Origin of the sequence: Ktedonosporobacter rubrisoli (assembly GCF_004208415.1) — a bacterium.
Classification (GTDB): domain Bacteria; phylum Chloroflexota; class Ktedonobacteria; order Ktedonobacterales; family Ktedonobacteraceae; genus Ktedonosporobacter; species Ktedonosporobacter rubrisoli.
Genome location: NZ_CP035758.1, coordinates 912,662 through 927,277, shown reverse-complemented (window position 1 = coordinate 927,277; position 14,616 = coordinate 912,662). Strand labels below are relative to the sequence as shown.

Genomic DNA, 14,616 nt, shown 5'->3' with positions numbered 1-14,616 from the left:
ACTTTGTGGGTTCAGTTTGCTGAGAAGGCCGTCGATCTATAGTTTGTGCATCAGGAGATTGCCACTATTCTGACAATCTCCTGATGAGGTTCCTGATACCTGCCTACTGCTTTGCTCCGGCCTTTAATAGGATATTGCGTCGCTCCGAATCTATAGAATCGAACGTATTACCATAGACCAGGCTCTGTGCCGTGGCGAGGAAATCGAGCGGGAAGCCGAGTTCGATCCGGCTCACCTCGTCTAAACGCTTGAGCTGCTCGGCTGAGAGCGTTATATCGAGACAGGCAAGGTTATCTTGCAGCTGCGAGTTTTTCCGGGCCGACACGATAGGGATCAAAGAGGGCGATTGGGCCCGAATCCAGGCAAGGGCTAGCTGAGCAGGCGAGCAGCCGATCTCACCGGCCATCTGCTGTACGGCTCTGGCAATGGTCTGATTGCGCTCAGTGAGCCAGGCTTCGGTCATGTTTATGGCATGCAGACGTCCAGTTTCAGCAGAAGTAGATGCTGTTCCGCTATACTTACCGCTGAGTATGCCGGCGGCCAGAGGAGACCAGGCGGTCACGCCAAGGCCCAGGGCTTCCGCCATCGGCAAAAGCTCCCGCTCGCTCGTGCGTTCGATAAGATTATATTGTAGCGATAGGGCGACGAATGGGGACCATCCGTAGCGCTCGACAAGCGTGTTGGCCTGAGCCACAACCCAGGCCGGAACGTCGGTTATACCCAGATAGAGGATTTTACCAGCGCGTACCTGATCATCAAGGGCTCGCATGACTTCTTCTACTGGCGTCAAAAAGTCCCAGGCGTGTACCATGTATAGATCAATGTACTCGGTTCCCAGGCGTTTAAGGCTGGCTTCCAGCGATTGGACGATATTCTTGCGCTGGTTTCCGCCGGCATTGGGATCTCCACTGCCGCGACTGCAGGTATATTTGGTAGCGATCACATAGCGTTCGCGCTCAGCCGCGATCAACTCGCCAAGGATTTCTTCGCTTTCGCCCCCTGTATAGATATTAGCCGTGTCAAAAAAGTTACCTCCAGCTCCTACAAAAGTTTCAAAGATCTTACGACATTCCTCTTTGGAGGCTCCCCATCCCCAGGTCTCGCCAAAGGTCATTGCCCCCAGGCATAGTTCAGAAACGCGCAATCCACTTTTTCCAAGCAGCTTGTAGCGCATGGTCTTTACTCCTTTGCTGAATGCATTCCTAACTGAATATTTTTACGAAGTCTGGCTCTTTCACTCTGCTCAGCAAGTTGTAGATTTTCTTGCTGATGCGGCTGAGAGATTGAAAGTGCGCTGTGCTTCGTGCACATTCTAGTCTGAATGCCCTGCTGCAAGCTTGGAGAAATGTGAGCTAATCCTGTATATTCTTGACATGTTCCTGGCAATAAGCCTGGGGCGTGAGCCCAATGACGCGCTTGAAAGTGCGTGAGAAGTGGCTCTGATCGTAGAAGCCGAGCTGATTGGCAATTTGGGTCTGGGATAGCTCGCCCTTGAGGAGCAAGCGCCGGGCCTGCTCAATTCGTTGCGAGAGAATATACTGGTGTGGAGAAACGCCGGTTGTGCGCTTAAAGATGCGCGTAAAGTGGTAAGGATTCATTGCTACAAGCGCGGCCAGCTCTGTTAAGGTGAGTGGTTGGGCCAGATTGCTATGAATATAGTCTATGATTCGGCGCAATCTACTGGTCGAGAGGCTAGTATGTGTGGAATAGTCGTACTCCTCCCACCGGCCATAGTGTCTCAGGAGATGGGCCGCGAATGCGTGTGAGAGCTCCTGTACATAGATAGATGAGAAGCCCGGGCCTGCAACTTTGCTCTCGGCACGTAGGGTGTGGCTTATCTGCAGCAAGAGAGGGTCCTGAATTGCCTGTTTCTGGCGGAGCAACTCGAAGGCGCTGGCTCGACCGCTAGCCTCGGCAAGCCGGGTAAGTAGTGCCGGTTCTAGATTTATTGTGAAAAAATCTTCATATTCATACCGGCGTAACCATTCCTGCGAACCGGCGGGAGAGATAAATAGGTCCCCCGCGGTAAGTCTGTGACGCGTGAGTGGGCCTGCATCGATACGCCGCTCAACCACGATATTCTGTAGCGCCACGCGTACACGATGCTGCTGGTAATATCTCTGGCATGTGCCGGGAGGCGCGTGACGATGATATTCTGTGTGCAGATGTTCCCAGCTGGCCTTTTCTGCCTGGTGCAGATCTGCTACGGTAGGAGACCAGAAATTCTTGTGTTGGACTTCAACAAAGCCGGTTTTTTCCATCATATATTGACCTTGCATAATAGCTAAGAAGGAAACTTGCCACAGCAAGAAAAGCTTAGCAGCATGCCTACACTGCTCGTTTCCTCTTGCCGGGCAATGTACATTCTCACTATAGTCACTCGCGCTGAAAAGCGCATCGGTCAGATGGACAGATAGTCTATAGCCCGAATTGCCAGATTGTAGACCTGAATATATGAGGAAAATCTCTTCTACAAGAAGACAGTATCATGTGACATCGGCCTGAAGCGCTAGATTGGCCATACGCCGCCCGGCTGTTGTATAGGGCGAGAGCACACGATTTGCGCCTGCAAGCTGGAGCTTGGCCTCAGTCTCATTGTGGTTGGCGCGGGCGACGATGAAGAGCGTGTTATTGAGGTGGCGCGCCGAGAGCGTAATAGATATGTTATGCGCATCGCTATCCGTCGCCACAAAGAGTGCTCTAGCATGATGAATACCGATCTTGCGTAGCCACTCATCGCTAGTCGCGTCTCCCTGTACCGTAAAATAGCCGGCCTGGATAGAGCGCTGGATGGACTGCTCATTTTCGTCAATAACCACAAATGCTGCGCGCTGGGCTTCCAGGTCCCTGGCTATTTGCGTGCCCACGCGTCCAAATCCACAGATAACATAGTGATTTCGTAATCCTGCAATTTTTTTATCCATAATTCGCCTCTTAACTGCCTGACTGAAATGACCTTCAATAAGAAATTCCATGGTGGCTCCAAAAAGGTAGAGAAGTGCCGAAACTCCCAGAACAATCAGGCCTATGGTGAAGAGCCGGCCCCGCGCTGAGAGCGGCTGTACCTTATCGCCCACGGTGGCCATCATGCCGATAGTAGTATAGAGAGCATCTGTAAAGGGAAGCCCTTCAATGTACATATAGCCGCTGGTGCCCAGGATCACAACGCCGAGTACCAGGACCAGCGCTACCCGCAGATGCCGAAAGGATCTCGATGTTTGCATAAATTGGTTTTTAAGTAAGGTGGCAACGTCGCCACCTCTATAATGACCTCCTGTCTGTCTTTGAAGCTCCTTTTTTACCATTGCTTTTCCTTGCTCATTGTGAAATAGAGTTCTATCTTGGCTGCTTAGGGAGAAGGATATACCCCAAATGTTACTATTCCTGGAAGATAGAAGTGAAGAGATGGAAAGTATAAAGATTGTACCAGGATATTGCTCAGATTTATTTCTGCTTTATTATCGCATAGAGAAGCGTGGATAGGCCATTGCTTTTCAGGCTATACCAGAAGGTACGGGTAAGCTTTAGGCTGTCGGGCCGATATTTTCTTTGAAGCACCTAAATTGCTTATTTGTCTAAATTGCCCGTTTTAGGTATATTGGAGAATATAATCGTGCTGATTGCTTAATCTATGGAGCGCACGCCTGGCAAGAGGTTATGAAAGGCTGGCTGCCAGCATATTGGGCTAATGTTTGCTATTCTATGTTGAGGAGGATATGTAGAACACGCGGAGAAGCATGCTTAATTACAAGCCTCTTCGCGTATTTTTATGGACAATCGTGCTACGCCTATCTGGCTGGCTGCGTTATGCCTGGTTGACTTGCGGCATCAGGCGGCGTCGCGATCTAGCTGCGCAAGAACTGGGGCGAACCACTCAAGGCCAGCAATGTTATTGGGCATCAACCAGAGCTGGACATGGGTGAGACCTGCCCGGGCATAGTTGCGCAGCGTTTGGACGAGCTCCGCAATCTGCTCATCTGTTGGCGGTTCGGGCTGGCCGTTCTGCCCATACTTCATAGGAAGTTTGAGTACGATGGAGGCGCTGCGCCCAAGCGAAGAGGGATCGCGTCCAGCTGCTCTACAGGCGGCATCGCCTGCTTGCTGCCTCTCTATGAGCTCCTCTGGCTGCTGAACTGGTCCCTCGGCGTTCCAGAGATCGGCGTAGGTTGCCGCAAGACCCAACATGCGCGGCCCCTTAGCGCCAATTAGGATAGGAGGACCTTCAGGACGGGGACCACGTAGCCGTAGCTCACAATCCTGTGCCCTGTAATACTTGCCAGCAAAGTTGACCCTCCCTGTGCGCAACAACGGAACGATGATCTGTAGCGCCTCCACGAAGCGATCTACACGATGGTCGGCTTTGAGGTCGAAGGCTGAATACTCGGGACCATCCCAGCCGGCGCCAAGCCCGAGAATCAAGCGTCCGCCGCTGATCTCATCGATGGTATCGGCAGTCTTTGCGAGGAGAGCCGGACTGCGAAAGGCCGTGCAAGCAACTAGCGTTCCCAACTCCACATGTTGGGTTACAGCGGCCAGCGCTGCCAGCAAAGACCAGCACTCCCAGGTTCCTTTTATTTGTTCTTGCCACTTGATGAGCAAATGATCAGGCACCCAGAGGGAATCATAGCCGAGGGCATCCACGCGCTCGGCAAAAGCTAAAAGGTCTTTCCACCTGGCGCTCTTGCCTGCCATAGAGCTCTCGGTTGACGGCAGGTTGATCCCTATCTTGAGCTGACGACGGGCATGTGGTACGGCTGGTTCCTGTTCCTGGTTCATCGGGTTTGTACCTTTCTCTATATCATGTTGATAATCTGCATATCTGTTTAGGGAAAGATAGCCAGGCAAGGCTGCTTTATGAATATCATGGGAAAGCCATTGGCCAGAGCAAACGGGATAGTATTTCTCGCTGCTCGTTTTCTCTCCTATTTTTGGCAATATCACGATTTTTAGATCCAACGCACGATATGCTTCATAGGGAGAGTGTAGCTGATCAAGATGACGCGATTATGAACTTTTCCTGCTCATTTTGTCATCGATTTGTCATGTAATACTCTATACTGATTTGGAGTATTAGCGCTAATTTTTGTTTTGAAGAGATGGAGAGAAGTAAGCTTTGTAGATTAATAAGTTGAGTTTATATGGGAATAGGAGAAAATAACTGCGGTGGCTGGCAAGCAAAAAGCCTGCCAGCGTGACGAACATTAGCTATAGAGAGAACGCAGCTTTGCTCTTTCTAGTCCTTCAATATCTGTATTATCGCTCCACTGGTCGATATTGCCTATCAAGCGTTGCCTGGCGATGCGTTGTACGGCGGGATCGCTGATCTGCTTTAGCAGCGCTTGCGCGAATAGCTCGCCGTGGATGACCTGGAATGGTCTTTCGAAGAAAGGCGAAACTGTCTCGGGCAGTTTTTGCGTGAGACCTAGCGCATTGTGCATATGCGCAAGCTGCTCGTAGGCGCGACAAAGCGCTTCTTCGCGCTCCTTCCAACTAGAAGCCTGTTGTGCGCGCCAGAGGATTGGTCCCAAGCTTTGTGCACAGTGCAGCCGCGTGAAGGCTGTTCCGAACCATTTGGCATATGGGGCGTACCGTTTTTCCATCAAGAAGCCTAAGCGCATGACATCGCGAACCAGGCGCGAGCCAATCAGGGCTGAGCCGAGTTCATCATTCATATAACCGGCTCTGGGCATAAGATGCTCTTCCTGCCCGATGCGTTGCCAGCCCGCAGCTAACAGATAGAGCCAGATATCGCGTGGATACCAGCTCAGTTGGCTGCGCAAGGCGCTAAGTTCGCCGGTCGCATCGTGATAAACTTCACCGGCTACGATTTCGCCAAGAGCATGCGAGGGAAAAGTGAGCCAGTCAGCAGCTTCTAAGGGCTGTGCAAGATCAAAACCGAGCTGGATGCGTACAAAATTGCGCACGGTTATAGGGATGATACGATGGTTGATCGGACCGTCCGTAGGCCGCTTCATAATGCGTGTTCTTGGCTCGATTGGCTCGACGGGAAAAGAGACAGGAATATCCAGAAAGGTGCTCGGCAGTTGCTGGCTGAGTATGTTGGCGATAGTATTACCCAGGTGTGCATCTTGCTCCTGTAGAAAGAGAAAGAAATGTAATCCCCAGTCGTGATCCATAGACATTTCGCTGTCAAGGCCCAGGGTTTCGCTGCCAGGACCAAGCAAAGCAGCTGCATAGTTGAGCTGGGGAAAAGAGGTATTCAAAAGAGGAAGCACGACTTCCAGGTAGAAACGCCGATTCAGGTCGCGTCCAGCAATAAAAGTAGACATAATACTCCTTTGGTATGGGGTGGCTCCTCAGAACGACCTTGGGACCGATCTACAAATCAGGGTCGTGGATAGTTCTTCGCTTGTTTGCAGGTCCCAGGGCTCAAAAAGGGCATAAAGCAGCCCTGTTCTGAGAATGAGTAAAACGTGATGAGGGAAGGCGTGGTAAGCCCGAACAACTATGCTGCAAGCAAAAAGTGTGCAATAAGCAGCTAGCTCTTTATAAGCGGTACGAAGTTAGCGCGTATAGCGCCAAGAGGTTGGGTTTGATCAGGCCGAAAAACCTTCCCGTAATGTGAGGAAAAAGAATGTATGTGTGAGCATTGGAGTAGTCCCCCTTTCTGTAATTACTCTGATTGTAGCTAAAACTTTTCTATGAGTCAAGAGTGTATATATCAGGAGCAAGGGCTCTATCATGCTCCTATTTTTAACCCTTCTATTCTTGAGAGGGAGCTTCACGGCGCTTGAAAAGGGTATAGCGCTAAAATTCTTGTCTTGTTTCGGCAAAGATGTATACTTCAGCTATAAAGTTTTCTGTAAGCAAATGGCGTGGAGCTCGTTAAGTTTGCCACAAGATGTAATAAGGGGCTTCCATTTAAAGGAAGTATTTGCGTAGCGCGTTTAGAGCTAGCAGGCGTGAGCAAACGTCGCTCTTCTGTACAGCTTGTCTTCGCCATCTTGTGCGTTGCTGGATTCTAAGCTCAATCAATCAAACGGATCTCTCGCTCTCAAACCAATCTACTTAATTATGCGCTTCCCGCGCAGTGCTGCCGCTTGACCATAGATATTCTTGCTTAATGGGGATAACGCAAGAGTAGTGCATACTATTGTGGAGAAAATATCAGTATGGCAGATCATGTAGGCCAACAACTTGGCAATTATCGCCTTGTGAAGTTGCTCGGCCGTGGCGGCTTCGCTGAAGTCTATCTAGCTGAGCATACACGATTGGGCATGAAGGCCGCTATCAAGCTGCTGCACACTCACCTGAGTAGCGATGAAACCTCTACCTTCCAGCGTGAAGCTCGAACGATTGCTGAATTGAAGCATGCCCATATTGTCAGAGTACTTGATTACGATGTCCAGGAAAGCACGCCTTTCCTTGTCCTCGACTATGCCTCAAATGGCTCCCTTCGGCAGAAGCATCCTTCTGGCCGGCGCCTACCCCTTGATCTGGTTGTGGATTATGTCAATCAGATTGCCGGAGCGTTGCTGTATGCCCATGAGCGCAAGATCATCCATCGCGATGTCAAGCCCGAGAATATCTTGCTTGACGAGGAAGGTCGCTTGTTGCTCTCCGATTTTGGCATCGCTACCATCGCCCATTCTACCTCTTCGATGAGTACCGAGGCTGCCATCGGAACGCTGGCCTACATGGCCCCCGAACAGATCCAGGGCAAGCCACGTCCCGCCAGCGATCAATATGCTCTGGCGGTCATGGTCTATCATTGGCTTACGGGCTTGCTGCCCTTCTCCGGCTCCTCGGCTGAATTGATCGCCCAGCACCTGGGTGCGACCGTGCCTTCATTGTGCACAAAGTTGCCCGAGCTGCCAGAGGAGGTAGAACAGGTGGTGCTGACCGCTCTGAGCAAAGATCCCCAGCAGCGTTTTGGCAGCGTCCAGGCTTTTGCTCGGGCTCTTGCTGCGGCTCAGGTTTCTCCTGCGGCCTTTACAGAGGAACAGACCATCCAGGTCAGCAAGCAGGCTTTAGAAGCGCCCACCCGGCAGGCCAACCCGGCAGCAGTTGCTCCAACTAGAGCCAACGCTCGTGACCCACACCTTCTGCCATCACTCCGCCGCTGGCCGAAGCACAAGGGAATGTTAGACCCTCTTCTCACCGGCGACGCTTAGTAATAACGAGTATAGTCACGATCATTCTGCTTTTCCTGTTCGTAATTTTCCGCAGGCCACCAGGAGATGGCACAACACTTTATCCCTTGCAACTCTCGCCAATATATGGATCTGCCAACCAAACAATAGATATAGAATTAGACTTAATGTCCAGCAACGATACCTCTCATACAAAAGTGGAGATCAAAGCAATTAGCATTGATGTGGCCCATGATAAGACAATAGTTTACTTTATGCTCTTAAGCAGTATGGGGGATTATCAATTCTCTGGTTCTATGGGTGGCGTCCATGGCTTCCCTAATGGTGGCGTGATGGATGGTGCTCTACAATTCCCGTATGCACCAAAAGCAGATGGAAATGTAACTGGTATATCCATTTGTGCAGAGACCAGAGTACCGCCTGATAGTACTTACTGTGGTACGATATTTATTAAATATTAATAGTAATACGAGCTAGAGTATATATTTTTATTCAACTTATATCTGGCATTAGAGAAGAGATATATAGAGCTTTAAGGTCGCTCTCAAGCCTAAATTACTTAGCAAGGATCTGGGGCAAGGAGTTTCGGTGCGCCATCCCGAAACTCCTTGCCCTACGGCTAGCATTTCAGCTCGTTGTTGCTTATGCTCAACGGGTCAGAATTATATGTGCCAGCTTCATATCTTTATTCCCACTACTTCAAAAGTTCATCTGCCCAGATGCTGCAGAATGGGGGTAAGATCAAGCTCAAGGCCCAGATGGAGCAGGGCCATCGGGGTCAGCTCAGGCGTATAGGCTAGCGTTCCCAGGAGGGGAGCGCGTCCCCAGCGGCGTAGCGATTCGCCGTTGCTGGCCTGCGAAAGATCTCGCTGTTGCGCATCCAGCTCGTTTAGCACAATACCCAGCACAGAACAGCGTTGCGCCGCCACAATAGCCGTCAGTGCCGTGTGATTGATCGTGCCAAGGATGTTGCGCGCCGCAATCAGTATGGGCACATCTAGCAATGCTGCAAGGTCCAGATAGCTCTCATTTTCAGTCAGCGGAACCATAAGCCCGCCCGCACCTTCGATCAGTACAACATCATGTGCGCTTGCTAGCCTGCTATAACAAGCAGCGATATGCCTTAGATCAACCTGCACACCTTCATGCTCAGCGGCCAGGGCCGGGGCCAGAGGCTCACGCAGACGATAAGGCACAATCAATTCGAGTGGGGCCTGGCAGCCTGACATCGTTTGTAGTAAATGGGCATCCTGAGCATAGAGCTCCCCGTTATGCTCCTCACAACCCGCCTCGGCCGGCTTCATTACTCCCACGCGTAGCCCTTGCGCGCGCAAGGTCACGGCCAGAACCGCCGTGAGCATCGTCTTACCGACTCCGGTATCGGTCCCCGTAATAAAGATTCCTTTAGACATGTTGCTCCTCCTCGTGCATAGCTTCCTCGACAGCTACAATGCTAAGCGCATCTTCAACAACCATCAATAAATAGGCCAGCTCGTCCTCTGAGATGATCAGGGGCGGCATCAGCACAACAACGTCGGAGAGCGGGCGCAGAATCACCCCACGCTTGCGCGCCTCTAGCGTGACCCGCGCTCCAACCCTTCTCTCAGGCGGGAAAGGCTGTTCGCGCTCGCCATCGCGGGCTAACTCAATACCGGCTACCAACCCGCATTGGCGGATCTCGGCAACCATGGGCAAGTGACGAAGATGTTCCAATCCCTGGCGCAACTGCTCGATACGCGGCTGCAGCTTCTCTAACGTCTGCTCTTGCTCAAAAAGGTCAAGATTGGCCAGGGCCGCCGCGCAAGCCAGCGGATTGCCGGTATAGGTGTGACCGTGGTAGAAAGTGCGGCCCTCACTGATCGAACCAAGGAAGGCCTGATAGATCTCTTCCGTGGCCAGCGTGGCTGCCAATGGCAGATAGCCGCCGCTCAAGCCTTTGGCCAGGGCCATGATATCAGGCTCAATACCTTCATGCTCGCAGGCAAACATCTTGCCGGTGCGCCCGAAACCCGTCGCGACCTCATCGACGATGAAGAGGAGCCCGTGCCGCCTGGCAATTTCCCAGACCGCGCGCGTATAGCCAGCAGGGTAGGTTTGGATGCCTGCCGCGCCCTGAAAGAGTGGCTCCAGGACGATTGCCGCCAGCTCGTCTGCATGCTGAGCGACAGTGCGCTCGATGATATCAAGGCAGGGCATGCGACAAGCGTTACAGGCTGGCTGTGAGCCACAGGTGCAGGCCGTATACTCAAGTGGGATGGTGGGAAAGAACAGATGGTTATAGGCGCGGCGATAGACATCGATCCCGCCAACGCTCATCGCACCAACCGTATCGCCGTGATAAGCGTTGCGCAGCGAGAGAAAGGCGCGCTTGTTTGGTTGGGGCGGATCTGCCTGTTGCCAGTACTGGAAGGCCATCTTGAGCGCGATTTCCACGGCCGTCGCTCCCGTATCCGAATAGAAGACGCGGCTCAGCTTTCCGGGCGCCAGCTTTACCAGGCGTTTGCCCAGCTCAATAGCCGTGGGATGTGTCAGGCCCAACATGGTAGTATGAGCCACGCGCTCCAACTGCTGCTTGATAGCCTGATTAATCTCGGGGCGTCCGTGGCCGTGAATGTTGGCCCAGAGCGAGGAGATGCCATCCAGATAGCGCCGGCCATCGACATCGATCAGATAGCAGCCTTCGGCGCGCTCAATGACCAGCTGAGGCTCGGCTTCCCAGAGCTGTTGTTGGGTAAATGGATGCCAGAGGTAACGCTTGTCATTCTGCTCATATGGGGCAGATCTGGCCGAGGTAGAGATATGTTCGCTTGGCATGTGTTTGTAGAGCTTTCCTTTTCTCGTGTTTATGCTTCTATGTGAAATTGCATATTTTTGCAAACTGTCGCCACGGCTTCCAGGGCGCGGGCGAGCTCCTGTTCTGTATGGCTGGCCATGACGCTAAAGCGAATGCGCGCGGCGCCTCTGGGAACTGTGGGAGGGCGAATGGCCAGCGCATAGATACCCTCGCCGAGCAAGGCAGCGGCTATCTGGAGCGCTCGCTCTGAGTCGCCAATCAGCCATGGGATAATCTGGGTCTCAGAAGCTAGCGTGTTCAGCCCTAATTCCTGCAGTCCGTGGCGCAGAAAGGCAGCCTTATTTTGCAACTGTGTGGGTAGATCAGGTTGTTCGTTGAGCACTTCTAGCGCGGTCAGTCCGGCAGCAAGTGTGGCAACAGGCGAGGCCGTTGTGAAGATAAACTGTCGCGAGACATTTACCAGCAAGTCTTTAATCAACGCGTGGGAGGTCACAAACGCGCCTATGCTTCCCAGCGCCTTGCTGAAACTGTGCATCGCCACAATATTTTCTTCCTGCTCTAAGCCCAGGTGAGAGAGCAGGCCGCGCCCGTTGGGACCCAGACAGCCGGTAGCATGGGCCTCGTCAACGAAGAGCAGGGCTTGATGCTGGCGGCATAAGCTGGCAATCTCCGCCAGAGGTGCTATATCGCCATCCATACTAAAAACGCTCTCTGTAACGACAAGGCGCATGCCGCGTTGACCCTGCCTCTCAAGTTCTTCCAGGTGTTGAGCCAGCGCGTGAACGTTGCAATGAGGATAAATACGGCGCTCGGCTTTGCTCAGTCGGCAGCCATCGATGATGCTGGCATGATTGAGCTCATCGCTTAGAACTACATCGCCTGGTCCCACCAGCCCACTAATCACGCCTACGTTAGCCGTGTAGCCGCTACTAAACAAAAGGGCAGCCTCACAGTGATAAAGAGAGGCAAGGCGAGCCTCTACATGAGCGTGGAAAGCTGTAGTTCCAGCGATCAGGCGTGATGAGGCAGCGCTACAGCCATAGAGCTCAAGAGCTTTGGCCGCAGCCTGCTTGAGCCGTGGATTCTGCGCCAGGCCAAGATAGTTATTTGAGCTTAGATTGAGCAGCTTGCGCGAGTCAATAGTTATCCAGGGCTCAGTTGGCTGGCCAGGCGCGCTAAGCCGTCGCAGCAAATGCTGCTGTCGAATAGCCTCAAGCCGTCGTTGAATATATGAGAGTGAAGAAGGTGTTTCCAACATTGTATACTTCCATCCTTCTCTGAGATTGTATCTCTTCCTTGCAGGAGGAGATGCCGTCTGTGACCAGATCGCACCGCATCCCACGTAGAAGCAGAACACAAAAGGCGCTCTCTGCTGAAGGCGCTTTGCGAATTGAGATTGCACTCTATGCAACGCCACTGCTCGGAAAGTGTTACATCTGCTCTCAAAGCGCGTGAAGGAGGAAGTTAAGCGCTTGGGGCGAGTAGAAAACTTCCACACCTCCTCACACATTTTGACCCGTTTTCTCCATTCCCCACAGTTTTTATTCATACCATGTTAGATGCCGCCTTGATCTTAACATATCCTTGGCGTGAGCTGTCAAGATCGTTGGGAAGCTCACCCAAACGTTATTTACAGATTGAGAGCACGCGAAAATAACAATTAGCTATGCCAGTTTCGTGGCGAGGGGGTAACTTGTCACTATGGAACCCTGGTTTCAGTTACTTATAACTGAGAGAGATGAGCCACGACTAGCTGTTGTCATTGACATGCAACAAATCTTTAAGCTACACTGAGGCTGGTCCCCTAGCTCACAAAAGTTTTAGAGGTACTTCGGAACGGAGGATGTGCCATTGGAAGGTATCAAGCATTATTTATTCGATATGGATGGGGTGATTGTGCGTGGGTCAACGCTCATTCCCGGCGCTGCAGAGTTCCTGCAACGTCTACAAGCCCAGCAGATTCCCTTCTTAATCTTGACCAATAACTCGCAGTATACGCCACGCGATTTACAGGTACGCTTGCACTACATGGGATTAGATGTGCCGGCCGATGCCATTTTTACTTCTGCCCTGGCTACCGCGCAATTTCTCCACTCGCAGCGTCCAGGCGGGCGCGCGTATGTCATTGGCGAATCCGGGTTGACGACGGCCCTGCATGATATCGGCTATGTACTCACAGATCAAGAGCCGGAATATGTTGTGCTTGGCGAAACTACAACCTATAGCTTCTCGCGCATTACGCGGGCCATTCGTTTTATCGCGGCCGGAGCACGTTTCATCGCGACAAATCCAGATGTTATGGGGCCAGATGAAGAGGGTATCGTTCCGGCAACCGGGGCTGTGGCGGCCTTAATCAGTGCGGCAATCGGTGTGAAGCCCTATTATGTTGGCAAGCCCAATCCGTTGATGATGCGTACGGCCTTGCGCCGCCTGAATGCTCATTCCGAAGACTCTGTGATGATTGGGGATCGCATGGATACCGATATGGTTGCAGGCATCGAAAGTGGACTGCGCACAATTCTTGTCCTGACCGGCGTGACTACACGCGAGCAGGCTGAGCGTTTTCCCTATCGCCCAACCTGGATACGCGAATCTGTAGGCCATATTGAAATAGAAGAATAGAGTGTCAGGATGCTGGCGAGAGTCTGCAGGGATTGCATGCTCTCTGCCGCCGATCTGCCCTTGAGGTATTTGGTCACGGACCCTTAACCGATAGCTGTACTGACATTACCAACGCTATACAAGCGAGCGTTGAGAAGAAAGGATGCTTCTATGTCTTTTGTCCGGCGTATTCTGTCGTTTTCGCTTATTCAACTGATCATCGAAGTTGCCGCTATAGCTGTGCTGATAGGCTTGCTGCAGCTGGTATTTAGGATGTTGCCACATGTGCTGTTGAGCAACGTCATCTCAAATGTTGTGCTGGCTCTGGGTTTGCTAGCTCTTCTCTTTCTGGCTACCCGCTATTTAGAACATCGCTCCCTCAGCGAAGTAGGCTTAGTCAAGCGGGGATTTCTCTTGCAGCTCTTGTTTAGCTTTGTGCTTGGTGGCTGCTCTATAGGAGCTGTCGTTGGTGTGCTGGCTCTGCTTGGCTTTTATCGTATTACCTCCATTGCGCCGCTGAGCATACTTCCAGCAATCCTTATACCACTGCTTGTTATCTTCTTTGCCGCCGCTATGCAGGAAGAGATCATATTTCGGGCCATTATCTTTCGTCTGTTGGAGCGTCCTCTCGGCTCGTGGATTGCGGTTGTGCTTAGCGCTATATTCTTTGGTGCCTCGCATCTCGCAAACCCGCATGCAACGCTAATTAGCGCGGTGGCAATTATGCTGAGTGCGGGCATCACCATAGCTGCCATCTATATGCTAACGCGCAGCCTATGGTGGATCATTGGTTTCCATTGGGGCTGGAACTTTTTTGAAGGACCAATCTTTGGCGCCCAGATCTCGGGTTTTAGTACCGGGACGCTGTTTCGTGCCTCCCTCAAGGGACCTGAGTTGTGGACCGGTGGTACGTTTGGTCCAGAGGCCGGTCTTGTGACGATTATCTTAATTGGATGCCTTGGCGTGATCTTGCTGGTTGTGGCCGCGCGGCGAGGCTGCATGATTACGCCACGCTTTCTTTCAAGCCCTGCTAAAGAAAAACAGAAGGCGTTAGAGAGCGCCGGCTAGCATCATTTTAGCTGAAAGATAAGGGAAGGACAAGGAGAA

The 14,616-nt window shown here is 52.0% G+C and carries 12 protein-coding genes; 4 read left to right on the top strand and 8 right to left on the bottom strand.

What is annotated here, in order from left to right:
• Positions 1–103: 103 nt before the first annotated feature.
• The 5 genes from EPA93_RS04160 to EPA93_RS04140 form a co-directional block, all read right to left on the bottom strand.
• Positions 104–1,174, bottom strand: a complete 1,071-nt coding sequence (locus EPA93_RS04160; protein WP_129885830.1) for an aldo/keto reductase — start codon at positions 1,172–1,174, stop codon at positions 104–106.
• 178 nt (positions 1,175–1,352) lie between these two features.
• On the bottom strand, positions 1,353–2,264 hold the full coding sequence (locus EPA93_RS04155) for an AraC family transcriptional regulator (protein ID WP_165422863.1): 912 nt from the start codon (positions 2,262–2,264) through the stop codon (positions 1,353–1,355).
• Positions 2,265–2,486: 222 nt separating this feature from the next.
• Complete coding sequence (locus EPA93_RS04150) at positions 2,487–3,305, bottom strand: potassium channel family protein (protein WP_129885828.1); 819 nt, start codon at positions 3,303–3,305, stop codon at positions 2,487–2,489.
• Between the two features lie 523 nt (positions 3,306–3,828).
• The gene (locus EPA93_RS04145; RefSeq protein WP_129885827.1) at positions 3,829–4,776 is read right to left on the bottom strand and encodes an LLM class flavin-dependent oxidoreductase; all 948 of its coding nucleotides are present in this window, start codon (positions 4,774–4,776) and stop codon (positions 3,829–3,831) included.
• A gap of 425 nt (positions 4,777–5,201) precedes the next feature.
• Positions 5,202–6,290: a DUF4037 domain-containing protein gene (locus EPA93_RS04140; RefSeq protein ID WP_129885826.1), complete on the bottom strand. Its 1,089-nt coding sequence runs from the start codon at positions 6,288–6,290 to the stop codon at positions 5,202–5,204.
• A gap of 843 nt (positions 6,291–7,133) precedes the next feature.
• Here EPA93_RS04140 and EPA93_RS04135 point away from each other — a divergent pair.
• The gene (locus tag EPA93_RS04135; protein ID WP_129885825.1) at positions 7,134–8,135 is read left to right on the top strand and encodes a serine/threonine-protein kinase; all 1,002 of its coding nucleotides are present in this window, start codon (positions 7,134–7,136) and stop codon (positions 8,133–8,135) included.
• Positions 8,136–8,281: 146 nt separating this feature from the next.
• Positions 8,282–8,575 (top strand): hypothetical protein, encoded by a 294-nt coding sequence (locus EPA93_RS04130; protein WP_129885824.1) that lies wholly within the window; start codon positions 8,282–8,284, stop codon positions 8,573–8,575.
• A gap of 246 nt (positions 8,576–8,821) precedes the next feature.
• Here the strand turns inward: EPA93_RS04130 and bioD are convergent, their stop codons facing one another.
• From bioD to bioF, 3 genes are read right to left on the bottom strand one after another with little or no spacing between them, the layout of a single operon-like run.
• Positions 8,822–9,526 (bottom strand): dethiobiotin synthase, encoded by a 705-nt coding sequence (gene bioD / locus EPA93_RS04125; protein WP_129885823.1) that lies wholly within the window; start codon positions 9,524–9,526, stop codon positions 8,822–8,824.
• Complete coding sequence (gene bioA / locus EPA93_RS04120; protein ID WP_129885822.1) at positions 9,519–10,928, bottom strand: adenosylmethionine--8-amino-7-oxononanoate transaminase; 1,410 nt, start codon at positions 10,926–10,928, stop codon at positions 9,519–9,521. Before bioA ends, bioD begins: the two co-directional genes overlap by 8 nt.
• A 29-nt stretch (positions 10,929–10,957) precedes the next feature.
• A complete protein-coding gene (gene bioF, locus EPA93_RS04115) occupies positions 10,958–12,166 on the bottom strand; it encodes an 8-amino-7-oxononanoate synthase (protein WP_129885821.1) in 1,209 nt (402 codons plus the stop codon).
• 623 nt (positions 12,167–12,789) lie between these two features.
• On the opposite strand from bioF, the gene EPA93_RS04110 reads away from it, so the two are divergent.
• Together EPA93_RS04110 and EPA93_RS04105 are read left to right on the top strand one after the other, a co-directional pair.
• Positions 12,790–13,530, top strand: a complete 741-nt coding sequence (locus EPA93_RS04110) for an HAD-IIA family hydrolase (protein ID WP_422877917.1) — start codon at positions 12,790–12,792, stop codon at positions 13,528–13,530.
• A 150-nt stretch (positions 13,531–13,680) separates the two neighbouring features.
• Entirely contained in the window at positions 13,681–14,577 is an 897-nt protein-coding gene (locus EPA93_RS04105) for a CPBP family intramembrane glutamic endopeptidase (RefSeq protein WP_129885819.1), read from the top strand.
• The last annotated feature ends 39 nt before the right edge of the window (positions 14,578–14,616 follow it).